At 54.1% G+C, this 26,085-nt stretch carries 23 protein-coding genes, 4 tRNA genes and 1 other RNA gene; 23 read left to right on the plus strand and 5 right to left on the minus strand.

Annotated features, from left to right (window positions below; all coding sequences use genetic code 11):
* Positions 1-9: 9 nt before the first annotated feature.
* The 13 genes from wecB (at position 10) to CMR03_RS24660 (ending at position 9,457) form a co-directional block, all read left to right on the plus strand.
* Positions 10-1,140, plus strand: a complete 1,131-nt coding sequence (wecB, locus tag CMR03_RS24600; protein WP_096012928.1) for a non-hydrolyzing UDP-N-acetylglucosamine 2-epimerase — start codon at positions 10-12, stop codon at positions 1,138-1,140.
* Positions 1,137-2,396, plus strand: coding sequence for a UDP-N-acetyl-D-mannosamine dehydrogenase (wecC, locus tag CMR03_RS24605; RefSeq protein ID WP_096012929.1), 1,260 nt, complete (start codon positions 1,137-1,139; stop codon positions 2,394-2,396). Before wecB ends, wecC begins: the two co-directional genes overlap by 4 nt.
* A gap of 36 nt (positions 2,397-2,432) precedes the next feature.
* Positions 2,433-3,140: a dTDP-4-amino-4,6-dideoxy-D-galactose acyltransferase gene (rffC, locus tag CMR03_RS24610; RefSeq protein ID WP_063877888.1), complete on the plus strand. Its 708-nt coding sequence runs from the start codon at positions 2,433-2,435 to the stop codon at positions 3,138-3,140.
* A complete protein-coding gene (gene rffA / locus CMR03_RS24615) occupies positions 3,127-4,257 on the plus strand; it encodes a dTDP-4-amino-4,6-dideoxygalactose transaminase (RefSeq protein WP_096012930.1) in 1,131 nt (376 codons plus the stop codon). The genes rffC and rffA overlap by 14 nt, the downstream gene beginning before the upstream one ends.
* A complete protein-coding gene (gene wzxE / locus CMR03_RS24620; RefSeq protein ID WP_096012931.1) occupies positions 4,257-5,507 on the plus strand; it encodes a lipid III flippase WzxE in 1,251 nt (416 codons plus the stop codon). The genes rffA and wzxE overlap by 1 nt, the downstream gene beginning before the upstream one ends.
* Positions 5,504-6,571, plus strand: a complete 1,068-nt coding sequence (locus CMR03_RS24625) for a TDP-N-acetylfucosamine:lipid II N-acetylfucosaminyltransferase (protein WP_096012932.1) — start codon at positions 5,504-5,506, stop codon at positions 6,569-6,571. The genes wzxE and CMR03_RS24625 overlap by 4 nt, the downstream gene beginning before the upstream one ends.
* Positions 6,568-7,911: an ECA oligosaccharide polymerase gene (wzyE, locus tag CMR03_RS24630; protein ID WP_096012933.1), complete on the plus strand. Its 1,344-nt coding sequence runs from the start codon at positions 6,568-6,570 to the stop codon at positions 7,909-7,911. Before CMR03_RS24625 ends, wzyE begins: the two co-directional genes overlap by 4 nt.
* Positions 7,912-7,947: 36 nt before the next feature.
* Positions 7,948-8,688, plus strand: coding sequence for a lipopolysaccharide N-acetylmannosaminouronosyltransferase (gene wecG / locus CMR03_RS24635; RefSeq protein ID WP_096012934.1), 741 nt, complete (start codon positions 7,948-7,950; stop codon positions 8,686-8,688).
* A gap of 158 nt (positions 8,689-8,846) precedes the next feature.
* Positions 8,847-8,923, plus strand: a tRNA-Arg gene (locus tag CMR03_RS24640).
* A gap of 95 nt (positions 8,924-9,018) precedes the next feature.
* Positions 9,019-9,094: transfer RNA gene (locus CMR03_RS24645), tRNA-His, on the plus strand.
* Positions 9,095-9,110: 16 nt separating this feature from the next.
* Positions 9,111-9,197: transfer RNA gene (locus tag CMR03_RS24650), tRNA-Leu, on the plus strand.
* 20 nt (positions 9,198-9,217) lie between these two features.
* Positions 9,218-9,294 (plus strand) — tRNA-Pro (locus CMR03_RS24655).
* A gap of 32 nt (positions 9,295-9,326) precedes the next feature.
* Positions 9,327-9,457, plus strand: a non-coding RNA gene (locus CMR03_RS24660) — RtT sRNA.
* A 694-nt stretch (positions 9,458-10,151) separates the two neighbouring features.
* On the opposite strand, the gene hemY is transcribed toward CMR03_RS24660, so the two are convergent.
* From hemY to hemC, 4 genes are read right to left on the minus strand one after another with little or no spacing between them, the layout of a single operon-like run.
* The gene (gene hemY / locus CMR03_RS24665) at positions 10,152-11,348 is read right to left on the minus strand and encodes a protoheme IX biogenesis protein HemY (protein ID WP_063877894.1); all 1,197 of its coding nucleotides are present in this window, start codon (positions 11,346-11,348) and stop codon (positions 10,152-10,154) included.
* A 2-nt stretch (positions 11,349-11,350) separates the two neighbouring features.
* Complete coding sequence (hemX, locus tag CMR03_RS24670; protein ID WP_096012935.1) at positions 11,351-12,484, minus strand: uroporphyrinogen-III C-methyltransferase; 1,134 nt, start codon at positions 12,482-12,484, stop codon at positions 11,351-11,353.
* A gap of 24 nt (positions 12,485-12,508) precedes the next feature.
* Positions 12,509-13,237 (minus strand): uroporphyrinogen-III synthase, encoded by a 729-nt coding sequence (hemD, locus tag CMR03_RS24675; protein WP_096012936.1) that lies wholly within the window; start codon positions 13,235-13,237, stop codon positions 12,509-12,511.
* Positions 13,234-14,175, minus strand: a complete 942-nt coding sequence (hemC, locus tag CMR03_RS24680) for a hydroxymethylbilane synthase (protein WP_063881072.1) — start codon at positions 14,173-14,175, stop codon at positions 13,234-13,236. Before hemC ends, hemD begins: the two co-directional genes overlap by 4 nt.
* Before the next feature lie 311 nt (positions 14,176-14,486).
* Between hemC and CMR03_RS24685 the strand changes: the two genes are divergently transcribed.
* From CMR03_RS24685 to CMR03_RS24725, 10 genes are all read left to right on the plus strand, one after another.
* Positions 14,487-17,045 carry a class I adenylate cyclase gene (locus CMR03_RS24685; RefSeq protein WP_096012937.1) on the plus strand — a complete coding sequence of 853 codons (2,559 nt, stop codon included), beginning with the start codon at positions 14,487-14,489 and terminating at the stop codon, positions 17,043-17,045.
* 136 nt (positions 17,046-17,181) lie between these two features.
* Entirely contained in the window at positions 17,182-17,391 is a 210-nt protein-coding gene (lptM, locus tag CMR03_RS24690) for an LPS translocon maturation chaperone LptM (RefSeq protein ID WP_063877898.1), read from the plus strand.
* Positions 17,392-17,420: 29 nt separating this feature from the next.
* On the plus strand, positions 17,421-18,245 hold the full coding sequence (gene dapF, locus CMR03_RS24695) for a diaminopimelate epimerase (protein WP_063881073.1): 825 nt from the start codon (positions 17,421-17,423) through the stop codon (positions 18,243-18,245).
* Complete coding sequence (locus CMR03_RS24700; RefSeq protein WP_063877899.1) at positions 18,242-18,946, plus strand: DUF484 domain-containing protein; 705 nt, start codon at positions 18,242-18,244, stop codon at positions 18,944-18,946. Before dapF ends, CMR03_RS24700 begins: the two co-directional genes overlap by 4 nt.
* On the plus strand, positions 18,943-19,848 hold the full coding sequence (gene xerC / locus CMR03_RS24705) for a tyrosine recombinase XerC (protein WP_063877900.1): 906 nt from the start codon (positions 18,943-18,945) through the stop codon (positions 19,846-19,848). Before CMR03_RS24700 ends, xerC begins: the two co-directional genes overlap by 4 nt.
* Positions 19,845-20,561 carry a 5-amino-6-(5-phospho-D-ribitylamino)uracil phosphatase YigB gene (gene yigB, locus CMR03_RS24710; protein WP_096012938.1) on the plus strand — a complete coding sequence of 239 codons (717 nt, stop codon included), beginning with the start codon at positions 19,845-19,847 and terminating at the stop codon, positions 20,559-20,561. The genes xerC and yigB overlap by 4 nt, the downstream gene beginning before the upstream one ends.
* Positions 20,562-20,615: 54 nt before the next feature.
* On the plus strand, positions 20,616-22,778 hold the full coding sequence (gene uvrD / locus CMR03_RS24715; RefSeq protein ID WP_096012939.1) for a DNA helicase II: 2,163 nt from the start codon (positions 20,616-20,618) through the stop codon (positions 22,776-22,778).
* 67 nt (positions 22,779-22,845) lie between these two features.
* Positions 22,846-22,902 carry a YsgD/CorL family protein gene (gene ysgD, locus CMR03_RS25965; RefSeq protein ID WP_349887138.1) on the plus strand — a complete coding sequence of 19 codons (57 nt, stop codon included), beginning with the start codon at positions 22,846-22,848 and terminating at the stop codon, positions 22,900-22,902.
* Positions 22,903-23,069: 167 nt separating this feature from the next.
* On the plus strand, positions 23,070-24,023 hold the full coding sequence (corA, locus tag CMR03_RS24720) for a magnesium/cobalt transporter CorA (protein WP_014606985.1): 954 nt from the start codon (positions 23,070-23,072) through the stop codon (positions 24,021-24,023).
* A gap of 97 nt (positions 24,024-24,120) precedes the next feature.
* Positions 24,121-25,173 (plus strand): AbrB family transcriptional regulator, encoded by a 1,053-nt coding sequence (locus CMR03_RS24725; protein ID WP_096012940.1) that lies wholly within the window; start codon positions 24,121-24,123, stop codon positions 25,171-25,173.
* Here CMR03_RS24725 and rarD read toward each other — a convergent pair.
* Positions 25,144-26,043 carry an EamA family transporter RarD gene (gene rarD, locus CMR03_RS24730; RefSeq protein ID WP_096012941.1) on the minus strand — a complete coding sequence of 300 codons (900 nt, stop codon included), beginning with the start codon at positions 26,041-26,043 and terminating at the stop codon, positions 25,144-25,146. The genes CMR03_RS24725 and rarD overlap by 30 nt on opposite strands.
* Between the last annotated feature and the right edge of the window lie 42 nt (positions 26,044-26,085).

Raw genomic sequence — 26,085 nt, forward strand, 5'->3', positions numbered from 1 at the left:
AGAAACAGTGTGAAAGTTCTGACAGTTTTTGGCACCCGACCTGAAGCCATTAAGATGGCGCCACTTGTGCAAGCGCTGGCGCAGGACCCTGCTTTTGAATCCCGGCTGTGTGTCACCGCTCAGCACCGTGAAATGCTCGATCAGGTGCTGAGCTTATTTCAGCTGCAGCCTGACTACGATCTCAATGTTATGCGACCCGAGCAGGGGTTAACGGAAATAACCTGCCGTATTTTGCAAGGGATGCACACTGTTCTACTCGACTTCAAGCCCGACATTGTGCTGGTCCATGGTGATACCACCACCACGCTCGCGGCCAGTCTGGCGGCGTTCTATCAGCAAATTCCCGTGGGTCACGTTGAAGCCGGTTTACGCACGGGCGATCTGGCATCGCCATGGCCGGAAGAAGGTAATCGTAAGCTGACAGGTCATCTGGCCCGTTTGCATTTTACGCCCACACTGCGTTCCCGACAGAACCTGCTTGATGAAAACCTGGCCGACGACAGCATTGTGGTAACCGGCAATACGGTTATTGATGCCCTGCTGTGGGTACGTGATCGGGTACTGGACGATAACGAGATTAATGCGCAACTGACGGCACGTTATCCGTTTCTTGATGAAAGCAAAAAGCTGGTTCTGGTCACAGGTCATCGCCGTGAAAGTTTTGGTGAGGGTTTTGAACGCATCTGCAGCGCGCTGGCCCAGATTGCGCGCCAGCATCCTCATGCACAAATCGTCTATCCGGTGCATCTCAATCCCAATGTGCATGAACCTGTTAACCGCATTCTGCGCGGTATTGACAATATCGTGCTGATTGAACCGCAGGAGTATTTGCCGTTTGTCTGGTTAATGAACCGCGCCTGGCTGATCCTCACCGATTCTGGCGGTATTCAGGAAGAGGCACCCTCGCTGGGTAAACCCGTTTTGGTGATGCGCGAAACCACCGAGCGTCCAGAAGCTGTCGACGCGGGAACGGTAAAGCTGGTGGGCACGGATACGGCAAAAATTGTTTCTGAAGTCAGTGCATTACTTAATGATGACGAGGCCTGGCAGACCATGAGCCGCGCCCATAATCCCTATGGGGATGGCAATGCCTGCGGGCGAATTTTACAAGCTTTAAAAGATAACAGAGCCAACTTATGAGTTTTGAAACCATTTCCGTTATTGGACTGGGTTACATTGGGCTGCCAACTGCAGCCGTTTTTGCCTCAAAGGGAAAGAAAGTCGTGGGCGTCGATATTAATGCTCACGCCGTTGATACCATCAACCGTGGTGCTATTCATATTGTCGAACCCGACTTAGATCTGGTGGTTCAGGCTGCGGTCGCGCGTGGTGATTTACGCGCAACGACGCAACCAGAAGCGGCAGATGCCTTTCTGATCGCCGTGCCCACGCCGTTTATGGCGGAACGTCAACCCGACTTACGTTTCGTTCGCGCTGCCGCCGCATCTGTTGCGCCGGTACTGAAAAAAGGCGATCTGGTTATTCTGGAATCGACCTCGCCAGTGGGTAGTACAGAGCAGCTAGCCGACTGGCTGGCGGCAGCACGTCCTGATTTGCGTTTTCCACAGCACGGCGATGATCCGGATATTTTCATTGCCTACTGTCCCGAGCGCGTTTTGCCTGGCCAGGTCATGGTGGAGTTGATCAGTAACGATCGCGTGATTGGCGGCATGACGCCGGCCTGTTCTGCCCGCGCAAGTGCGTTGTATCGTATTTTTTTACAGGGCGAATGCGTCGAGACAAATGCCCGTACCGCTGAAATGTGCAAGCTGACAGAAAACAGCTTCCGCGATGTGAACATCGCCTTTGCCAATGAGCTGTCACTGATTTGCGCTGCGCAGCAGATTAACGTCTGGGAGCTTATTGCCCTGGCAAACCGCCATCCACGCGTCAATATCCTGCAGCCAGGCCCCGGCGTCGGCGGGCACTGCATCGCCGTTGATCCCTGGTTTATTGTGGCGCAAAACCCTGACTTAGCGCGCCTGATCCGTACCGCCCGCGAAGTGAATGATGCCAAGCCGCACTGGGTTCTGGATCAGGTAAAAAAGGCGCTGGCAGATTGCCTGATGCAGACCGGAAAACGTGCCAGCGATCTGACCATTGCCTGCTTCGGGCTGGCGTTTAAACCGAATATTGATGACCTGCGTGAAAGCCCGGCCATGGAAGTGGTGCATCTGATTGCCGACTGGCATCAGGGCCGTACGTGGGTGACAGAGCCACATATTCAGCAGATCCCCGAGAGTTTAGCGACGCAGGCTACCTTGGTTTCAACGGCGCAGGCGCTGCAAGAGGCTGATATCCTGGTGATGCTGGTTGATCATCATGCGTTCCGCCGTGTTGAAGCTGCGCATATTACTCAGCAATGGGTTGTTGATACGAAAGGTGTCTGGCGCTAAAAGAAGCCACTGGTCAACAAAGGATCCGGTTAACTTATGTCTGTCCACCTGAAGGTTAATCCACTTGCATGGGAGAGCCAGTTCTTCGGCATAGACACCGTAAGGCTGGAAACAGGGGGCGATCTGCCGCTTGAGCGCGCACTTCAGCATCCCTGTGCGTTGTTTCAAATTAAAGTGCCTGCCGAACAAACCGAGATCATCGATGCCTTAAATCAGCACCAGTTTCATTTGGTGGAAGGTGAAGTGGATTTGTCGTTGACGATCAAGCGCACCGAACGGCAGACAGGTATTCGCATTGCACGGGAAACACAAATTGCCGTACTACGTGAAGCGGCCTCTGTGGCTTTTCGTCAAAGTCGTTTTCGCACGCCGTGGTTTGCGCCAGAAGACAGTGCGCGTTTCTATGCTCAATGGATCGAAAATGCAGTACGTGGCACCTTCGATCACCAGTGCCTGGTGGCCAGCGATGAGAGCGGCGCGCTGCAGGGCTTTGTCTCGTTACGTGAAGTAGAAGGCGATGCGCGCATTGGCCTGCTGGCCGTGGTGCCCGAGGCACAGGGGCAAAGTATTGGTCAGCGCCTGATGCTGGCTGCGGCTGACTGGGGTCGCGCACGCCAGCTAGAGCGCCTGCGGGTTGCGACGCAAATCAGTAATCTTACGGCGATGCGTCTTTATTTACGCTGTGGCGCGCGGCTGGAAAGTACAGCGTACTGGTTTTACAGGAGAGGTCATGATTCCCTTTAATGAGCCCCCGGTCGTGGGAAGCGAAATCGACTATATGCAGTCTGCAATGAGCAGCGGCAAGCTGTGTGGCGATGGCGGTTATACTCGCCGTTGTCAGCAGTGGATGGAGCAGCGCTTCGGTAGTGCGAAAGTATTACTCACGCCTTCCTGTACCGCATCGCTGGAAATGGCTGCACTGTTGATCGACATCCAGCCCGGTGACGAAGTCATCATGCCGAGTTACACCTTTGTTTCGACCGCCAACGCCTTTGTATTGCGTGGCGCGAAAATTGTGTTTGTGGATGTGCGTCCCGATACCATGAACATGGATGAAACCCTGATCGAAGCGGCCATTACGGATAAGACCCGTGCTATTGTGCCGGTCCACTATGCGGGCGTTGCCTGCGAAATGGACGTCATTATGGCACTGGCGGCGCAGTATAAGCTGTTTGTCGTCGAGGATGCTGCCCAGGGGGTGATGTCGCGTTACAAAGGGCGGGCATTGGGCACGATTGGCCATATCGGCTGTTTTAGCTTCCACGAAACCAAAAATTACACCGCCGGCGGTGAAGGTGGCGCGACGCTGATTAATGATGCCAGCCTGGTGGAGCGTGCGGAAATTATTCGCGAAAAAGGCACCAATCGCAGTCAGTTCTTCCGGGGGCAGGTGGATAAATATACCTGGCGCGATATGGGTTCCAGCTATCTGATGGCTGACCTACAGGCGGCTTATCTCTGGGCGCAACTGGAGTCCTCTGAACGTATTAACCAGCAGCGTTTACGCCTGTGGCAGCGTTACTACGATGCCTTGAAGCCGCTGGTGGAAAAAGGCGAGCTCACGCTGCCGTCGATTCCGGCCGAATGCCAGCATAACGCGCATATGTTCTATATCAAACTGCGCGATCAGCAACATCGTCAGGCGCTGATCAACTGGCTCAAAGAAGCCGAAATCCTGGCCGTATTTCATTATATCCCCTTACACAGCTCACCTGCGGGCCTGCGTTTTTCCCGTTTTGCCGGTGACGACCGTTTTACCACTGCCGAGAGTGAGCGCTTATTACGTTTGCCGCTGTTTTATAACCTGTCGGATAACAATCAGAGTACCGTGATCGGTTCGTTGCTGAGCTTTTTTTCCTGATGTCATTAGCCAAAGCATCGGTATGGACCGCCTCATCAACGCTGGTAAAAATTGTTGCTGGCTTGTTGGTGGTCAAGTTACTGGCCGTCAGTTTTGGCCCGGAAGGCGTGGGCCAGGCGGGTAACTTTCGCCAGTTAATCATCGTACTGGGCGTTCTGGCCGGTGCCGGTATCTTTAACGGCGTCACCACGTATGTTGCGCAATATCAACAGCAACCTCAGCAGCTACGGGCACTCGTCGGAACCGCCTCGACAATGGTAACGGGTTTCTCCACGCTTTTGGCGCTGGTGTTTTTGCTGGCTGCCGCGCCCGTCAGCACCGCGCTGTTTGGTGACGAACGCTATCAAAACGTGATACGTATTGTTGCCTTTCTCCAGTTCGGTATTGCGTGGGCAAACCTGTTGCTGGCATTGATAAAAGGCTACCGTGATGCACGCGGTAATGCGTTGGCCCTGATTTCAGGCAGCCTGACGGGCGTGCTGGGTTACGTGCTGTGTTGGTGGCTGGGAGGCTATGCGGGCGCATTAACCGGTCTGGCGCTGGTGCCGGCACTACTCGTTTTTCCTGCGCTGGTGATACTGAAACGCCGTGTTCCGCTTCCGTTACGTTGGCTGCGGCCAACATGGCAGCCGGAAATGGCGCGTCATCTGGCAAAATATACCCTCATGGCGTTGATCACCGCGGTCACACTGCCGGTGGCCTGGGTGATGATGCGAAATCAACTGGCGGCCAGTAATGGCTGGGCTCAGGTAGGTTTGTGGCAGGGCGTAACCAGTATCTCCGACGCTTATCTGCAGTTTATCACCGCAACGTTTAGCGTCTGGCTCTTACCAACGCTTGCCAGGCTAGACAACAAACAGGCTATTGCACGCGAGATCGGGCGGGCGTTACGCTTTGTGTTACCGGCCGTCGCGGTAGCCAGCCTGAGCGTCTGGATCATGCGCGATATTGCTATCAGCCTGCTGTTTTCGGCAGCGTTTCACGACATGCGCGATCTGTTTGTCTGGCAACTGTGCGGCGATGTGTTCAAAGTGGGTGCCTACGTTTTCGGCTATTTGGTCATCGCGAAAGCCTCGTTACGCTTTTACGTGCTGACCGAAATCAGCCAGTTTATTTTGCTGACGCTGTTCTCACGCTGGCTTATTCCGTTACACGGGGCAAGTGGCGCAGCGCAAGCCTATATGTTCACTTACGTTACTTATTTCGCGCTCTGCTGTGGCGCATTTATTGTTTACTGTCGAAAAAAATGACTTTACTTCATGTCCTGGGCTCCAACATTCCCCATCACAATCTCACGGTATTACGTTTTTTTAATGACGTGATGAGCACCGAACTGCCTGCGGCAGCGCCGCGTCACTTTATGGTGGTGACGCAGCAGCCTGAAAGCCTGAAAGGTTTTGACGCACTGCACATTGAAACGTTTAGCAGTAAGAAAGCTCTGTCTGACGCAGTGTTACTGCGAGCGAAAAACCGCGAGCAACGTTTCTTTTGCCATGGACAGTTTAATCCCTGGCTGTGGCTGGCATTGCTGAGTGGCAGGTTACGCCGTTCTCAGCTTTACTGGCATGTCTGGGGCGCGGACCTGTATGAAGATTCGCGTAGCCTGCGGTTTCGTCTGTTCTATTTTCTGCGTCGTATCGCGCAGGGGCGCGTTGCGCACCTGTTTGCCACCCAGGGCGACCTGCACCATTACCAGCAACGCCACAAGTCTGTACCGCACTCTTTGCTTTATTTCCCCACCAAGTTACCCGCTGCAGCGGTCACGCCCCATCCTGACAAGACTTTTACCGTGCTGCTGGGCAATTCTGGTGATGCCAGTAACCGCCATATTGAGGGGCTGAAAGCGATTAAGGCCCAGTTTGGTGAAGATGTTCGCATTGAGGTGCCGCTGGGTTATCCCCCCGGTAACGATGAGTATATCGGGCAGATTCAGCGCGCGGCTGACAGGCTTTTTCCTCAGGGGCAGGTAAGGTTATTACGTGACAACCTTGCTTTTGATGACTATATGGCGCTGTTGGGGCGTTGTCATGTAGGCTATTTTATGTTCGAACGGCAACAGGGTGTGGGAACGTTGTGTTTGTTGATTCAGGCTAATGTGCCTTTTGTCCTGACGCGTAAAAATCCGTTCTGGCGGGATGTTACCGCACAGCAACTTCCTGTCTTGTTCAGTGATGACGTGCTGACGCCGGATCTTGTTGCAGAGGCGCGTCGACAATTATCAGGATGTGATAAACAGAGCATTGCTTTTCTGGCCCCAGGCTATCTGGCAGGCTGGCGAACGGCGTTGCGCCTTTGCGAAGGAGAGCCCTCATGAGTCTTATGGCGTTTAGTGGTCTGTTGATAGTCTATGTACTGTCACTGGTGACCATTGTGACCCTGAATTTACGCGAGCTAAAGCAGGCGCGATTTAACTTTCACCTGTTTTTTACTTTATTGTTTCTGCTGACCTTTTACTTCGGTTTCCCGCTAACCTCTGTTCTGGTGTTTCGGTTTGATACGCAGGTGGTTTCGGCTGATTTTTTACTGCAGGCGCTGCTTTCCGCCACGGCGTTTTATGCTATCTACTTTGTGAGTTACAAAGTGCGCCTCAGGCCGATAGCGGCACCGCCCGCCAGGCCCTGGCTGCGGATGAACCGGGTAGAGACGCATCTGACCTGTGGATTACTGGCACTGGTCGCGATTTCTACGGTTACGGTGTTCTTTGCCCATAACGGATTTTTGTTGTTCCGCCTCACGGCCTACAACCAGATTTTTTCCAGCGAAGTGTCTAGCGTGGCGCTGAAGCGATTCTTCTATTTCTTCATCCCGGCGATGTTGATTCCCTATTTCTTACATCCCACACGACGTAACTGGCTGTTGTTTCTTATTGTCACGGTAAGCTTTGGCTTGCTGACCTATGCCCTGGTCGGTGGCACGCGTGCCAATATCATTATCGCCTTTGCGCTGTTTCTGTTTATTGGCATTACGCGTGGCTGGATAACATTGTGGATGTTGGCCGCGGCGGGCGTCATGGCGATTGCCGGGATGTTCTGGCTGGCGTTGCGTCGCTACAATCTGGATGTCATGGGTGATGAGGCTTTTTACACCTTTCTCTACCTGACGCGCGATACGTTTTCGCCGTGGGAAAATCTGGCTCTGCTGCTGGAGAATTACCATAAAATAGATTTTCAGGGCTTAGCGCCTTTGTGGCGTGATTTCTACGTATTTATCCCATCATGGCTGTGGCCCGATCGTCCCATGGCGGTCCTGAACAGCGCCAACTACTTTACCTGGGATGTGCTGAATAATCATTCCGGTTTGGCCATTTCACCCACCTTAATCGGTTCGTTACTGGTTATGGGCGGCGTCTGGGCGATTGTGCCAGGTGCCGTGGCTGTCGGGTTAATCATCAAGGCCTTTGATACCTTATATCAGCGTGGCCGCGATGAATCGAATCGTTACACCGGTGCGATTCTGCAGAGTTTTTGTTTTGGTGCGGTGTTCAACATGATTGTGCTGGCGCGAGAAGGGCTGGATGCGTTTGGATCGCGAGTGGTGTTTTTCTGTATTATTTTTGCCGCCTGTTTGGGAATGGCGAAATTGCTTTTCTGGTTACTGGATCATGTCGGCCTGATTCGCAGCCGCAGTGAACGGGCGCTTCATAGCCCATCCTGATTAACCGCTGGTCTTTAAGGGAAGAATTAAAAAGAAATGAGCACGGTTTCCGATACGCCACGCTATGTGATTCGCGGTATTACGCTTTACGCTTTTAACAGCATGACTGCTTTTGTGGATTTCCTGATGCCGCTGTCAGGTATTCGGACAGGAACGCTGGTGGCTATCAATGCGGAAAAGGTGCTGAATGCCGAGCACGATGAGGCGCTGCGCGCTCAAATTGAGCAGGCTGAATTCAAATACCCCGACGGCATCAGCATCGTGCGCTCTGTTCGCAAGAAATATCCTCACGCCTCAGTGCAGCGCATTGCTGGTGCAGACCTGTGGGAAGCCTTGATGGAGCGCGCGGGCCGCAATGGAACGCCAGTGTTCCTGATTGGGGGCCGGCAGACGGTACTGGATGAAACCTGCGATAAATTACGTCGTCAGTGGAATGTGAATATTGTCGGTGCTCAGGATGGCTATTTTTCGCCTGACGAACGAGACGCTCTGTTTGCCCGCGTTGCGGCGAGTGGTGCCCGGCTGGTGACGGTGGCGCTGGGTTCGCCACGGCAGGAGCGTTTAATGGCCGAGTGTCGGCATCACTGGCCCGATGCGTTATATATGGGCGTAGGCGGCACTTACGACGTGTTTACGGGGCATGTAAAGCGTGCGCCCTTAATCTGGCAGAAGCTTGGACTGGAGTGGCTCTATCGCTTGATTAAGCAACCCAGCCGCATACATAGACAGTTAAAGCTGGTGAAATATTTGCGTTATCACTGGCGTGGTGATCTCTGAGATCGCTGATTAATGCCAGGTTTTTAGCACTTGTGCTGGCGTAAATGCGGTAATTGTCGACGAAATGCACAAAGCGTAATCAAACGCGCTATTTTCTTTAAAAAGCACTAGACAGGATGGGCGCTTATCTCTAGTATGCACATCCGCAACGGCGCTACGCGCCCGTAGCTCAGCTGGATAGAGCGCTGCCCTCCGGAGGCAGAGGTCTCAGGTTCGAATCCTGTCGGGCGCGCCATTTAGTTTGTGCGTAAGAGCTTCGGTGGTTTGAGTACCGCGTTAGTAACAAAGTTTTAAATGCTGTGGGTTTGACTTGCAACATTCAGTACAGTGGTGGCTATAGCTCAGTTGGTAGAGCCCTGGATTGTGATTCCAGTTGTCGTGGGTTCGAGTCCCATTAGCCACCCCAGATTTTGCTGGGATACGCGAAGGTGGCGGAATTGGTAGACGCGCTAGCTTCAGGTGTTAGTGTCTTAACGGACGTGAGGGTTCAAGTCCCTCTCTTCGCACCAGGCAAAACAAAATAAAAAATCGGCGAGTAGCGCAGCTTGGTAGCGCAACTGGTTTGGGACCAGTGGGTCGGAGGTTCGAATCCTCTCTCGCCGACCATTTTAGAAACCTGTCTGAAAAGACAGGTTTTTTTTCGCCTGAATAAAATGAGGATGAGAACCTCCGAAGGAGGTTTGTGCCGAGCGTCAGCGAGACAACGTTGCGAAGGCAACGGCCCGAAGGGCGCGTCCCGCAGGGGCGCGTAATCCTCTCTCGCCGACCATTTTAGAAACCTGTCTGAAAAGACAGGTTTTTTTTCGTCTGTGTAAAATGAGGATGAGCACCTCCGAAGGCCGTTTGCGCCGAGCGAAGCGAGACAACGTTGCGAGTGCAACGGCCCAGGGGCGATTGATATCTTATTAACCAGCCCGCCCAGCGACAGACCTCTCAATGGATCAACCCCGGATCATGCCATAACACAAACTGTCGCAAAACCGAGACGCTTAACGGGTTGTTTTATAAGTAATTGACAGGTCTTTACTTTGTATGTCGCTTATTTGCGACATCCATGCCGGGTTTTGTCGTTATAACCCGACGGATATCACAAATCTCAATCAGCCTGATCATTTTTTTATTTTTAAGTTTATGATTTTTAAGACAAGATAAAATAAAATCTGCAACTGGCATGAATTATGCAATAATCAGAGTGTAGATGCTCATTCCACCTCTTATGTCTGCTTAGGCTACATAAACCTGGGAATGACGCAGAGCCAATTTGGGTACCTGTTGTCTGCCTGCCTGTATCGCGAAAGTCTTACAGGGTTATCAGACACCACGTTGAGTCGGGTACCTTTCGGTTGTCAAACCGACCTGATCTTACACCTGCTTATGGCAGGTGTTTTTTTTGCCTGAAATAACGGATGTAAAAAAACCGGGCTAACCCGGTTTTTTTATGTGATGCGCTAAGGTGCTATCAATCAGGCATCGGGATTGTTTTTCAACGTCAGCAACAGGCCTTCACGGCGCATCTTTGCCGCGTCTTCCGGGCGACGCAGGCGATCGTAAACATCCGCCAGCCAGGCGTAGTCAAATGCGTCAGGGCGCTGAGCCAGCGCCTGCTGAAGTGATTCTGCTGCCTGCTCCCACTCGCCGTGGCGCATCAGCAACTGCCCCAGGGTGCTGTGCAGTAAAGGCGTGGCACCATGTTGTTTGATTTGCTGGCGTAAGGCTTTTTCCAGTGCTTCTGGATTGCCGCTCTTGATACGAGGCATCAGCAGTACAAGGCGGTCGTCGTAATGACGCTTCAGCCCATCCAGCAAAATCTCCTGCGCGGTGTCGTGATCATCACACTCAATCAAATGGTCAATCATCGCCACCTGCAATGCTGTCTCATGACGTGTTTTACGGCTCAGATTGCCCCACCAGCGTTTCAATCCTTCGCTGCCCTGATCGGCCATCGCCTGGTTCATCAGGCCCAGCCAGGCTTGCTGCTGTAGCAGGGTGCGCTGCTCTTCGGTTCCGACCTGTGATTTTTCCATGGCGGGAAGAATGTCCAGCAGTGCGCTCCAGGCGTTGGTGCGAACATAAGCCTGCTCAGCCAGACGAAGCACTTCCGGGTGACGTGGCGCCACCTCAAGCAGGCGGTCGATACTATGGCGCGCGGCATGATCTTCATGACGAGCCAACTGAATGCGGGTTCGGGTAATCTCAACCGGAATCACGTCATTGCCTGCCAGCTCAGCCGCGCGTTCAAGATGTTGGTTGGCCCGCATCTCATCGCCACGCTGCTGTGCGGCTTCCGCCGCTAACAGATAGTTAGCCACGGGGACATCAGCATGCTCGGCGTCTTTAGACAGGAGTTTTTCAACCTGCCTGAAATCGCCTTCTGCCAGCTTAAGCAGGGCATTTTGCGTATGGCGCTGGGCACGACGGCGCTTACGACCGGTGAACCAGCCGCGGGTACGCGCCCCGGTACGGAAAAGACGGCGCAGTATCCATTCAACCGCCAGAATCACTAACAGGCTGATAATCAGGATAATGGCCAGGCCTGTTACGCTGGTTTCAACGTTCCAGTTGTCGGTCTGAATCAGCACGTAGCCCTGATGGCCCGCGATCATCGGCCCCAGTACAATGCCGGCAATCAGCAGGACAAAGAGGATAAATACCTTAAGCATGATTAGCCTCCCTGCTGGTTAGCGGCGGCAGAGGGTTGTGCCATCAGGTTACGAACGCGGGTTTGCATCAGCTTATCAAGCAACGGCTGGCTTTCCAGGCTGTCCGGCAGGTCCATATTAATGTTCTGCTGGCTTAATTCATCCAACTGAGCCAGAAACGCTTTCGTCGAGGCATCATTGGTGTCATACCATGCACGTACCCATGCAGAGACGGTTTCGAGCGATTGCTTATAAATCTCTTCCTGATGGCGCGGCACGGCCTGAGCCGCGATCAGCAGGCGAGAGCGGATGTTCTCGCGCAGGTAAACATCCTGATTCGGTGCCAACAGCGGCTGCGCCGTATTATCGCGGCGACGGATGGTAATAAAGTCATCCATAAAATTATGCCAGCTTTTCACCAGGTTCTGACGCCATTCACGAATGGAACTGGATAGCTCACCGCTGTCGCTGTCCATGGGCGCTTCATCGCTATCGTTATCCGCCAGACGCAGGTTATCCACACCGTTTGATAACTGGTTAAGTTTCAGAATGATGCCGTCATAATCCACCTGAGAGAGGGAGGAAAGCGTACTGATATCCTGAGTCAATGCACGACGAACGTTCATAACGCTGGGATCGTTCATGTCTGCCAGGCTGGCATCGGCACTTTTTAGCAGCGCTGCAGCGGTAGTCACATCCTGGTCGCTCCACAATTTACGACCGGCCAGCTTCACCAGGTAATCCGCCTGGGCCACTAACCAACTGCGTACGTCGTTACCTGATATGGACGCCATCTTTTCACGCAACGTTTCCAGCTCTTTCGCCGAAGCAGCCTGTTGCGACTGGGCGGTCTCCAGCGTTTTCTCTGCGGCATTCAACTGCTGAGTGAGTTGCTGTTTGTCGCTGTTCGCCTGTTGCTGCAGCTTTGCGAGCTGGTCGCTCAGATCCTGGTTGGTTTGCGCCTGCCGTTCGGCCTGGTGTTTATCGTTCAGGTATAACCCTGCGCCAATCGCCAGTGCGATGACGATCGCGACTGCACCCAGCACCATGCCGCCGTTATGACGCTTACGCGGTGATTTTTCCTGGGTAGAAGAGGGGCGATCAACCGCTGGAGTGGTTTCTTCAACCACGGCGGAGGTGTCTTTTTGTTCCGTCATATCTGGCACATCCCATTGTTAAGTTCAACATAACGCGCGCAGCAGCGCATCGTTATCGGCACCATCGGCTACCTGAATCGTCTGCCAACCAAGATTGGCGGCCAGGGAAGCCAAACGTTCGCTGACGACAAGCAGTCGACAGCGGAGCAGCCATTCCTCACGATCGACCTCGGGGAACAGCGAATACAGCTGATGCAACATCTCACCGCTGGTCACAACCAGCGTGTCAATATTACGATCGCGCCAGCGACGGCCTTCAATGGCACCGTCATAGTGTTTTTGGCAACGTTGATAGCACTCCGCATAGGTGACCTGTGCGCCGCGTGCTATCAGTGTTTCTGCCAGCAGCTCGCGCCCCTGGTTTCCTCGCAGGATAAGCGCGTGCTTACCCGCCATTTGCTGCAGTGTCGCCAGTTTTATCAACTCTTCACTGGTTTCATGCGCATGAGGATAGGTCACCTGCAAACCACTGATCGTATGAAAAGCCAAAGCGGTACTGCGACCAATTGCATAATAGTCTACGTCGGCGGGCCATGCGTTGATGGCGTGCTGTGCAAAGTGAATAACCTGCTGCGAAAGCAGGAACACCAGGTCGCCGCGTTTCAGTGTGGCAAGGGCTGCCGGTAACTGCTGCAGATCGTTACCCGGGGCGAATTCAATCAGTGGCAGGATCCACGCCTGTTTACCCTGAGCGTGCAGGCGTGAGACCAGCTCAGCCGCTGCGGGTTCCGGGCGTGTCACCAGAATGGTCATACGGGAGGTTGTCCCTGGTAAACGTCGTGCAGAATTTCACGCGCGCCGCTGTTGAGCAACTCGTCTGCCAGCGAAATACCCATCTGTTCTGCCTGATCGCGTGGTCCACGGCGCTCACCGCTCACCACGACGCTACCATCAGGTGCGCCCACCAGGCCGCGAAGCCAGAGTTCGTTACCTTCAAGCACGGCAAAGCTGCCGATGGGAACCTGACAGCCGCCTTCAAGTCGGGTATTCATGGCGCGTTCGGCTTTCACACAGACCGCCGTATCGTCGTGATTCAATGCCTGTAACAATCCAATTAAGGTGCTGTCGTCTAGCCGACATTCAATCCCGACTGCGCCCTGGCCCACGGCCGGCAGAGAAACGTCCGCAGGCAGCGGCTGGCGAATGCGATCGGCAAGCCCCAGGCGATTCAGCCCGGCGGCGGCAAGAATAATGGCGTCATATTCGCCGGCATCAAGCTTGCTCAATCGTGTTCCCACATTACCGCGCAGAGAGCGAATCACCAGGTCTGGACGACGTGCGCTAATCTGACACTGACGCCGTAAGCTGGACGTACCAATAACGGCACCCTGTGGCAGCGCATCTATCGACGCGTAGTGATTGGAGACAAACGCATCGCGCGGGTCATCACGCTGGCAAATGGTGACCAGGCCCAGCCCTTCCGGGAACGCCACGGGCACATCTTTCATCGAATGCACGGCCAGATCGGCCCGGTTTTCTAACATCGCCTGCTCAAGCTCTTTAACGAAGAGCCCTTTACCGCCCACTTTTGCCAGCGGTGTATCAAGAATGATGTCGCCCTTTGTCACCATGGGCACCAACTCCACGCGCAGGCCGGGATGGGCACTGAGCAAACGCTGCTGTACATATTGTGCTTGCCACATGGCAAGGGGACTTTGTCGTGTAGCAATTCTGAAAATTTTGTTTAACATGCCGTTAACCATTTAGATCGTTCATCGAATATCCTATCATCGTTGAGGGAATGCTGTCAGTTTCAACGGATTGAAAAGAACCGCCCGTAGATTAAACCTGACATATCAGGCAGTAATCTCAGGCTATGAGCAGAGTGAGCGAAAAGTAGACGAAACCGTGCTAAAATGTCGGTAGCGTAACTTTCTTTACGGTCAATCCGACGAGTGATAGATTGATCACGTTTCCAGCAATTATCTGCACGACACTCAATTAATAAGTAGCAGATAGCGGGAACAGGGTTTTTAACTCCAGGACAACCAGGCGAAACGTCTTGTACCTCTACATTGAGACACTAAAACAGAGACTGGATGCAATTAACCAGCTACGCGTTGACCGCGCTCTGGCTGCCATGGGACCCGCTTTTCAGCGCGTCTACAGTCTGCTTCCGATCTTACTACATTATCAACATCCGCTGATGCCGGGTTACCTTGAAGGTAGCGTTCCCCACGGCATCAACGTCTTCACGCCTGATGAAAACCAGCTGCAACTGCTCGCAGAGTTAACGGGCGAACAGGAACTTTCCCTGGTCGAAGCGCCGAAAGGCGAGTTGCCCATCACCGGTATCTATTCGATGGGGAGCACCTCCTCCGTCGGGCAAAACAGCGTGTCCGATCTGGATATCTGGGTTTGCCATCAATCCTGGCTGGATAACGAAGAACGCCTGAATCTGCAGCGTAAATGTGCGCTGCTGCAAAAATGGTGTGCCTCGCAGGCCATCGAAGTCAGCTTTTTCCTGATTGATGAAAACCGCTTCCGCCACAATGAAAGCGGCAATCTTGGTGGCGAAGATTGCGGTTCTACCCAGCATATTTTGCTGCTGGATGAGTTCTATCGCACGGCGGTGAGAATGGCCGGTAAACGTATTCTGTGGAATATGGTGCCTGGCGAAGAAGAGCATCATTACGATGACTATGTGATGTCGCTCTATGCGAAAGGCGTACTCACCCCGAACGAGTGGCTGGATTTGGGCGGGCTCAGCACGCTGTCAGCCGAAGAGTATTTCGGTGCCAGCCTGTGGCAGCTGTATAAAAGTATCGATTCGCCCTATAAAGCGGTGTTGAAAACGCTGTTGCTGGAAGCCTATAGCTGGGAATACCCGGACACCAAACTGCTGGCAATGGATATCAAACAGCGTTTGCACGACGGGGAGATCGTCTGCTTCGGTCTTGATCCTTACTGTATGATGCTGGAGCGCGTGACGCACTACCTCACCAGCATTGACGATCAGCCCCGCCTCGATTTGGTCCGCCGTTGCTTCTACCTGAAAGTTTGCGAAAAACTGACGACCGAGGAGCACCAGCAGCGCAGTGGCTGGCGTCGTGAGATTCTGTCGCAACTGGTTAAAGCCTGGGGATGGGATGAGGAAAAACTCGCCATTCTGGACAACCGCGCAGAATGGAAAATCGAGCGCGTGCGTGAAGCACACAATGAATTGCTGGATGCGATGATGCAAAGCTATCGCAACCTTATTCGTTTTGCCCGTCGCAACAATTTAAGCGTCAGCGCCAGCCCGCAGGATATCGGCGTGCTGACCCGTAAATTGTACGCCGCTTTTGAAGCGCTGCCCGGCAAGGTGACGCTGGTCAATCCGCAAATTTCCCCCGATCTCTCGGAACCTAACCTGACCTTTATTCATGTGCCACCCGGCCGTGCTAATCGCCCGGGTTGGTATCTGTATAACCAGTCGCCGGATATGAGTTCGATCATCAGTCACCAGCCGCTGGAATATAACCGCTATCTTAACAAGCTGGTGGCCTGGGCCTGGTTCAATGGGTTACTGACCAGCAAAACGCGCCTGCACATCAAGGGCAATGAGCTATGCGATTTGGCGCGTCTGCAGGAACTGGTGGACGATGTTTCCAGCCATTTCCCGCTGCGTCTGCCTGCGCCAACGCCTAAGGCGCTTTACAGCCCGTGTGAAATTCGCCATCTGGCCATCATCGTTAACCTTGAGCACGATCCGACCTCGGCGTTTCGTAACCAGGTGGTGCACTTCGATTTCCGCAAGCTTGATGTGTTCAGCTTTGGCCAGCAGCAGCAGTGTTTGATTGGCAGTATCGATCTGCTGTATCGCAACTCATGGAATGAAGTTCGTACACTGCACTTCAGCGGCGAACAGGCGATGATTGAAGGGCTGAAAACGATTCTTGGCAAAATGCATCAGGATGCTTCACCGCCTGACACCGTGGAGGTGTTCTGTTACAGCCAGCATCTCCGTGGATTAATCCGTACCCGCGTGCAGCAGCTGGTGTCAGAATGTATTGAACTGCGTCTTTCCAGTACGCGTCAGGAGCCTGGGCGTTTCAAAGCACTGCGCATGGCCGGCCAGACCTGGGGACTGTTCTTTGAACGCATGGGTGTGTCGGTTCAGAAGCTGGAAAATGCCGTTGAGTTTTATGGTGCCATCTCCAACAACAAGCTCCACGGCCTGTCGATTAAGGTCGAGTCGAATCAGACGCCATTGCCGCCTGTGGTCAATGGCTACGCCAGCGAAGGCATCATCCAGTTCTTTTTTGAGGACACCACCGACGATCGGGGTTTCAACATTTATATTCTGGATGAAAGCAACCGTGTTGAGGTGTATCACCACTGCGAAGGCAGCAAAGAAGAGCTGGTGCGCGACGTTAGCCGTTTTTACTCCTCGTCACACGATCGCTTCACTTACGGCTCAAGTTTTATCAATTTTAACCTGCCGCAGTTTTACCAGATCGTGAACACCGGCGAACGTTATCAGGTCATTCCATTCAGAAATCAGGCACTCACCGAACTCTGTGCCTCGCAGCCTGATAACGACAACAACGATTATCAGCCGCGCTATCAGGTGCATTGAGTTCTACAGGCCCGCTGTGACGCTATCTTTAAGGCTTGCCACAACGCTCACGTGATTTGCTGGCATTTCCTGTTGCTTTTCCACCTTCAACTGCGATGATAAGCATCCAGGTCACAGGATATGAAGAGCATATAGAATGAAGAAAGTGATAAGCCTGTTAGCGATGACAATGGCACTGACAAGCCTTGCAGGCTGTGGATTGAAAGGACCGCTCTACTTCCCACCGCAGGACACGCCAAAACAAACTGCGCCGACGCCAGCATCAACGCAAAAACAGAAAACCGACGCGTCTAAAGCGGATGTGGGTGGTCTGGTGACGGGTGATTCAAGCTCACAAATGAAATAACACTTATGGCGCATCCGGCGGAGCAAAAAATGCAGTTCTCCAAAATGCACGGTCTCGGCAATGACTTTATGGTTGTGGACGCCGTGACGCAAAACGTCTTTTTCTCGCCGGAATTGATCCGCCGGCTGTCCGATCGCCATTTGGGGATTGGCTTCGATCAGTTACTGATTGTTGAACCGCCTTACGATCCCGATCTCGACTTTCACTATCGCATTTTTAACGCTGATGGCAGCGAAGTCGCGCAGTGTGGTAATGGCGCACGCTGCTTTGCCCGTTTTGTTCAGTTAAAAGGGCTAACCAATAAAAGCGATATTCGCGTGAGCACCCAGGCGGGGCGCATGGTGTTAAGCGTTACGCCGGACGATCTGGTGCGCGTGAATATGGGCGAGCCCAATTTCGAACCCCAGCAGGTGCCTTTTCGCGCCAATAAAGCCGAGAATCTTTATCTGCTACGCGTCGCGGAGCAAACGGTGATGTTCGGTGCCGTCTCTATGGGCAATCCACACTGCGTGATCCAGGTGGAAAGCACGACAACTGCCCAGGTTGAGCTTTTAGGCCCGGTTCTGGAAAGCCATGAGCGGTTCCCGGAGCGCGTCAACGTTGGCTTTATGGAAATCATTAATCCGGAGCACATCCGGCTGCGCGTCTATGAGCGCGGTGCAGGCGAAACGCAGGCATGCGGCAGTGGTGCCTGCGCAGCGGTGGCCTGTGGTATCCAGCAGGGTATTTTAAGCCAGAAAGTACGCGTTGATTTGCCAGGCGGTTCGTTACATATCGCCTGGAAAGGCGTCGGACAGCCGCTCTATATGACCGGCCCGGCCACACATGTTTACGATGGGTTTATTCACTTATGAAAAATATCGAAGAGCAGGCGGAAAATGCTGTCCTGCTGGACGATCAGGCCGTCAGTGACTATCTGCGACAGCATCCTGACTTCTTTATGCGCAACGCGCGTCAGGTCGAACAGATGGCGGTGCCGCATCCGGTTCGCGGAAGCGTATCGCTGGTGGAATGGCACATGGCGCGCCAGCGCAACCACATTCAGCGGCTGGAAGAAGAGATCACGCTGCTGATGGAGCAGGCCACCGCGAACCAGCAGTTATTCGCGCGGCTGCTCTCGCTGCAAAGTCACCTGGCCGCCGCCAGCTCATTGCAGGATATGCTTAATCGCCTGCACCGCTGGGCGCGCGATCTTGGCCTTGCGGGCGCTAATATCCGCCTGTTTAATGACCGGTGGCGGCTGGGCGCGCCGTCTGACTTTGTGCAGCTTGGCCTGGCGCGTCAGGCTTTCGAACCTCTTCGCATTCAGCGCTTCGGTAATGAACAGCACTATCTGGGCAGTATTAATGGCCCGGAACTGTTGCTGTTGCTGCCGCAGGCAAAAGCCATTGGCTCAGTGGCCATGTCGTTGATGGGTGACGACGGTGAGCTTGGCATCATTATCTTCAGTAGCCGTGACAGCCTGCACTATCAGTCGGGTATGGGAACTCTACTGCTGCAACACCTTTCACAGATGATGCCTGCGTTGCTGGAGCGCTGGGTGGAGCGCGCATGAGCAGCGTGTTGCAGGAAACCGTTGACGGCTTTCTGCGCCACCTGAAGGTTGAACGCCAGCTCAGCCCTCTCACCCTGAGCAGCTACGCGCGTCAGCTGGCCGCACTGGTGACGATTGCCGACGAGATGAAAATCAGCGCATGGTCACAGCTCGATCCGGCTATGGTCCGCAGCATGGCCGCCCGCAGCCGGCGCGCAGGTCTGGCCGCCAGTAGTCTGGCGCTGCGCCTGTCCGCATTGCGCAGTTTTCTTGACTGGCAGGTGAGCCAGGACATGTTGCCTGCCAATCCGGCGAAAGGGATCGCCACACCGCGCAATGGCCGCCACCTGCCAAAAAATATCGACGTTGATGATGTCAGCCAGTTACTGGATATTGACCTTGATGATCCGCTGGCAATACGCGATCGCACCATGCTGGAAGTCATGTATGGCGGGGGATTACGTCTTTCCGAGCTGGTCAATATGGATTGTCGCCATGTCGATCTTGAGGCGGGCGAAGTGTGGGTGACAGGAAAAGGCAGCAAGGAGCGACGCGTGCCGATTGGCCGCACCGCCGTTAGCTGGATTCAGCAGTGGTTGCCGCTGCGTATCGCGTTTAATCCCGCAGATGATGCGCTGTTTCTCTCCAGTCGCGGCTCTCGTATCTCGGCGCGTAATGTGCAAAAGCGTTTTGCAGAGTGGGGGATTAAGCAGGGCCTGACCAGCCACATTCATCCCCATAAGCTGCGTCACTCTTTTGCCACCCACTTGCTGGAGTCGAGCGGCGATCTGCGTGGCGTGCAGGAATTACTGGGCCATGCGAATCTCTCGACCACACAAATCTACACCCATCTTGATTTTCAGCACCTGGCCTCGGTGTATGATGCCGCCCATCCCCGCGCCAAACGAGGAAAGAGTGAATGAAGTTTTATCGCCCTCTGCGTGACATTAAAGCAATCACTTTCGATTTAGATGACACGCTTTATGACAACTATCCTGTGATTCGTAAAACCACAGAAGCATCCCATGCGGCCCTGCAGGCTTTCCATCCGGCACTGCGTCACGTTACGCCTGAAGACGTGGCCGAATCACGTAATCAGCTATGTTTACGTGAACCCGATATCTACCATGATGTGTCTGAATGGCGTCGCCGTTCGGTAGAACATGTTATGTGTCATGCCGGCTTAACGGCAACCGAAGCCGCCAGGGGCGCGGCGCAGGTAATGGATGTGTTTCATCAGTGGCGCAGCCAGGTGGATATGCCGGCTGAAACGCATCACACGCTGAAAGCCCTGGCGAAAAAAGTGCCGCTGGTGGCCATCACCAACGGCAATGCCCAGCCTGAAAAACTCGGTCTGGCAAACTACTTCCAGTTTTCACTGCGGGCAGGACCGGATGGACGCGCCAAGCCGTGGCAGGATATGTATCAGTTGGCTGCACAACGCCTTGATATCGCCCCAGAATATATTTTGCACGTCGGCGACGATCTCACTACCGATGTGGCTGGCGCGATTCGTTTTGGCATGCAAGCTTGCTGGATTAATCTGCGTAAGGGCAACCTGATGCACATTGATGATGCCCGCCTGCTGCCGCACGTTGAAATTTCACAGTTGGCATCACTGACCTCGCTGTTATAATGGCTGTAAATTTATCCAGTCTTATGCTTCGCATTTTCTGACTTATTGGTGCTTATGGACGTTTCTGAACTGCTCGACGGTTTGAATGACAAACAGCGCGATGCCGTTGCGGCCCCGCGCAGTAACCTGCTGGTGCTGGCGGGCGCGGGCAGCGGAAAAACACGCGTTCTGGTGCACCGTATCGCCTGGCTATTGTCGGTAGAAAACTGTTCGCCGTACTCCATTATGGCGGTGACCTTTACCAACAAGGCGGCGGCAGAAATGCGCCACCGTATCGAGCAGCTCATTGGCACCAGTCAGGGCGGAATGTGGATAGGGACGTTTCATGGCCTGGCACACCGTCTGCTGCGTGCTCACCATCTTGACGCGGGTCTGCCGCAGGATTTCCAGATCCTCGATAGTGAAGACCAACTGCGGTTGCTGAAGCGCCTGATCAAAGCGATGAACCTGGATGAGAAGCAGTGGCCAGCGCGTCAGGGCATGTGGTACATCAACGGCAAGAAAGATGAAGGTTTGCGGCCAAAGCATATTGAGAGCTATGGCAATCCGGTAGAACAAACCTGGCTACGGATTTATCAGGCCTATCAGGAAGCCTGCGATCGCGCCGGGCTGGTCGACTTTGCAGAACTGCTGCTGCGGGCGCATGAGCTGTGGCTAAACAAACCCCACATCCTGAATCACTACCGAGAGCGTTTCACTAACATTCTGGTGGATGAGTTTCAGGATACCAACAATATTCAGTATGCCTGGATTCGCATGCTGGCGGGCGACAGCAGCAAAGTGATCATCGTCGGTGATGACGATCAGTCCATTTACGGCTGGCGTGGTGCGCAGGTGGAAAATATCCAGCGCTTTTTGAAGGATTTTCCCGGCGCGGATACCATTCGTCTGGAACAAAACTACCGCTCGACCAACAACATCCTGAAGTCTGCGAATGCCCTGATCGCCAACAACAGCGGCCGACTGGGGAAAGAGCTGTGGACCGACGGCAGCGATGGTGAACCCATTTCTGTCTACTGTGCCTTTAACGAGCTGGATGAATCACGCTTTGTCGTCAACCGCATCAAAGCCTGGATGGAAAACGGCAATGCGCTGGCGGATTGCGCCATCCTGTATCGTAGCAATGCCCAGTCGCGCGTGCTGGAAGAGGCCCTGCTGCAGGCCAGTATGCCGTACCGTATTTATGGCGGTATGCGCTTTTTCGAGCGTCAGGAAATCAAAGATGCGTTGGCCTATCTGCGACTGATGGCTAACCGCAACGACGACGCGGCCTTTGAGCGAGTCGTGAATACGCCAACGCGTGGTGTGGGCGACCGCACGCTGGATGTGGTACGTCAGACAGCACGCGAAAAACAGATGACCTTATGGCAGGCAACGCGTGAGCTGCTCCAGTCGCGCGCCCTTGCCGGCCGCGCGGCCTCAGCGCTGCAGCGCTTTTGTGAGCTGGTGGATTCACTGGCGAGCGAAACCGCGGAGATGCCGCTGCACGTGCAGACCGACAGAGTTATCAAGGACTCTGGCCTGTGGATCATGTACGAGCAGGAAAAGGGTGAAAAGGGCCAGGCCCGTATCGAAAACCTTGAGGAACTGGTGACGGCCACGCGCCAGTTCAGCTACCAGGATGAAGATGAAGATCTGATGCCGCTCCAGGCATTCCTGTCCCATGCGGCCCTCGAAGCCGGGGAAGGGCAGGCGGATAAATGGCAGGACGCGGTCCAACTGATGACGCTGCACTCTGCGAAAGGGCTGGAGTTCAGCCAGGTGTTTATCGTCGGCATGGAAGAGGGCATGTTCCCTAGCCAGATGGCGCTGGATGAAGGTGGTCGACTGGAAGAAGAGCGTCGCCTGGCTTACGTCGGCGTCACGCGCGCGATGATGAAGCTCACGCTGACCTACGCCGAAACCCGCCGTCTCTACGGTAAAGAAGTCTACCATCGGCCCTCGCGTTTTATTGGCGAGCTGCCGGAAGCCTGTGTCGAAGAAGTGCGCTTACGCGCCAGTGTAACGCGCCCGGTCAGTCATCAACGCATGGGCACGCCGATGACCAAAAGCGACACGGGATTCTCGCTGGGGCAACGGGTTCGTCACGCCAAGTTTGGTGAAGGCACTATCGTTAATCTGGAGGGCAGCGGTGAACACAGCCGTCTGCAGGTGGCGTTTCAGGGGCAAGGGATCAAGTGGCTGGTGGCAGCCTACGCCAAACTGGAAACCGTTTAGTCGCGTGTTGACGACTTTTTCGTCTCAGCGTAACATGCGCGCACTATTATCATGAGAGGACAATGCCTTGGACACGCCCAGTCGATGCTGGCTCATTAACCTGGTTTTCAGGAATAACATCTAAGGCTATCTCATTACGCTGGTAGCCTTAGCGGTTATCAGCGACCTCCCTTTTTAATCCGTCGCACGAGTCAGCACTGATTTATCCTTTATCCGTGTTCAGGTTCGCGGGTCTGAATTCAGACCGGCCGACAGCGTTGTCCCATAAAGTCTGCAATGGGGAGTCTTGCTATGCTGAGCGCATTTAAACTTGATAACAGCCGCCTGACGCGTCTGGAACTGGAAGATGAAAGCGATAAACTGACCACGTCAGTTTGGGTTGACCTGGTCGAGCCTGAAGAAGGCGAGCGCGATCGCGTGCAATCCGAACTGGGCCAGAGCCTGGCAACGCGCCCTGAACTGGAAGACATTGAAGCCTCGGCGCGTTTCTTCGAAGATGAAGACGGCCTGCACATTCACTCCTTCTTCTTCTTTGAGGATGCCGAAGATCACGCTGGCAACTCAACCGTTGCGTTTACCATCCGCGAAGGGCGTTTATATACGCTGCGCGAACGTGAACTCCCCGCCTTTCGCCTTTACCGTATGCGCGCCCGTAACCAGACACTGATTGATGGCAACGCTTATGAGCTGCTGCTTGATCTGTTCGAGACGAAAATTGAACAGCTGGCGGACGAGATTGAAAACATCTACAGCGCTCTGGAAAAGCTCAGCCGCGTCATCATGGAAGGCCAGCAGGGTGAGGAATACGACCAGGCGTTATCACGATTAGCCGAGCTGGAAGATATCGGCTGGAAGGTGCGTTTGTGTCTGATGGATACCCAGCGTGCACTTAACTTTTTGGTCCGTAAGGCACGTTTGCCAGGCAACCAACTGGAGCAGGCGCGTGAAATTCTGCGGGATATCGAGTCGCTGTTGCCACACAATGAGTCGCTGTTCCAGAAGGTAAACTTCCTGATGCAGGCAGCGATGGGTTTTATCAACATTGAGCAGAACCGCATCATCAAGATCTTCTCGGTGGTATCCGTGGTTTTCCTGCCGCCAACGCTGGTGGCATCCAGCTACGGCATGAACTTTGAATTTATGCCTGAACTGAAGTGGAGCTTTGGCTATCCTGGCGCCATTTGCCTGATGATGCTTGCAGGCCTTGCGCCTTATCTCTATTTCAAGCGTAAAAACTGGCTTTAATCATCAGCACGGGCTGTTAATTCGGCCCATTTTGCTGGCCTGCCGCCTTAATTCTGCTAATCTACCCGCTCAATTTTCATAATTGATTGATTTTTTTATGGACTCTCTTTCGTTGCGCTGGCAGTGGCTGCTGCTGTTAGTGTCATCAGTATTACTCGGTGCGATCTTCCAGTATTTTCACGTACCTGCCGCCCTGTTGCTGGGGCCGATGATCGTTGGCGTGGTCATGGGCCTGTCCGGTGCCACACTGCGTATTAATAAGCGGTTATTTCTGCTGTCGCAGGCGGTACTGGGCTGCATGATTGCGCAGAGCCTGTCACCTTCTATCCTGACGCCGCTGTTACAGGACTGGCCTGTTGTGTTAGCGGTACTGCTGCTGACGCTGGCGGCCAGTGGCCTGTCGGGCTTTTTGCTGGTGCGTTTCAGCCCGCTTCCCGGTCCCACGGGCGCGTGGGGGTCTTCACCGGGCGGTGCCTCAGCGATGGTGGCGATGGCGGGCGAATTCGGTGCCGACGTGCGTTTGGTTGCTTTTATGCAGTATCTGCGTGTGCTGTTTGTTGCGGGCGCGGCGGCCATGGTGGCGCGTATCGGGCTGGGCGACGGCGGTCATGCGGGTTCACTGATATGGTTTCCCGCGCTTAACGGCGGTTTTCTGGTAACGATGTGCCTGGTCATCTGCAGCGCCTGGCTGGGGCCATGGCTGCGTATTCCGTCCGGGGCATTACTGATACCGGCACTGATTGGCGCCACGCTGCATTCAACCGGCACGGCAGTGCTGCAGATGCCTGAATGGCTACTTGCGCTGGCGTACGCCTTGATTGGCTGGAGCGTGGGGTTACGCTTTACCCGACCGATTTTCAAACTGGCGTTAAGTACGTTGCCGCAGATGCTGTTGTCAATTTTTGGCCTGATGTTGCTGTGCGGTGGACTGGCCTGGATGTTAACCCGCGTTTTGCATATCGATCTGATGACCGCCTATCTCGCCACCAGTCCGGGTGGACTGGACACGGTGGCGATTATTGCTGCCGGAAGCCGGGTAGATATGGCGTTTGTGATGGCGATGCAGACTCTGCGCTTGTTCACCATTCTTCTGACCGGCCCGGCAATGGCGCGCTTTATATCACGCTTTGCGCGCACGGCTCCGCGCTGAAAATGCCACGGCATCCAGAATAAAGACCAGCAGCGCCAGCCAGATAAACCCAAAGGTCACCATTTTATCTGGCGTAACCGTTTCGCCATAAAACAGCACCGCCAGCAGGAACATCAGCGTCGGGCCAAGATACTGAAAGAAGCCCACCGTGGACAGGCGCAGTCGGGTACAGGCTGCCGCGAAGAACATCAGCGGAATGGTGGTGACGATGCCTGCGGCGATCAGCAGCAGGTTCAGGCTCATGGGATTGGCGCTAAGGTGGCTGGTGCTGCTGTCGGCAAAGCCAAACAGGTAGAGTGCGGCCAGCGGAAACAGCCACAGCGTTTCTATCAGCATGCCGCTCTGGGCATCGACCTGAATTTTCTTTCTCATTAAGCCGTAGAACGCAAAGCTGAACGCCAGGCCTAAAGCAATCACCGGCACAGAGCCAAATTGCCACAGTTGCAAAAGCACGCCGAAGGCCGCCAGGGCCACCGCCAGCCACTGCAGACGACGAAAGCGTTCACGCAGAAAAATCATGCCAAATACAACGTTAATCAATGGGTTGATAAAATAGCCCAGGCTTGCCTCCAGCATGTGCTGGTTGTTCACCGCCCAGATAAACAGCAGCCAGTTCCCTCCCACCGTGACCGCCGTGAGTGCCAGTAGCCACACTTTTTTGGGCTGACGCAGCACGCTTCTGACCTGGCCCCAACTGCGACTCAGTGTGATCAATAACAGCATGAACAGGGCTGACCAGATCACCCTGTGGGTCATGATTTCGGTGGCAGGAACGGCCTTGACTACTTTGAAGTAGGCGGGCGCAATGCCCCAAATGAAATACGCGCCAAGCGCAAAACCTATTCCCTGACGGGTTTGCTGGGTGTCCATAACATATCCTGAAAATTCGTCCTGTACCGGAGGTCACTAAGG

Source organism: Pantoea allii, assembly GCF_002307475.1.
Lineage (GTDB): Bacteria > Pseudomonadota > Gammaproteobacteria > Enterobacterales > Enterobacteriaceae > Pantoea > Pantoea allii.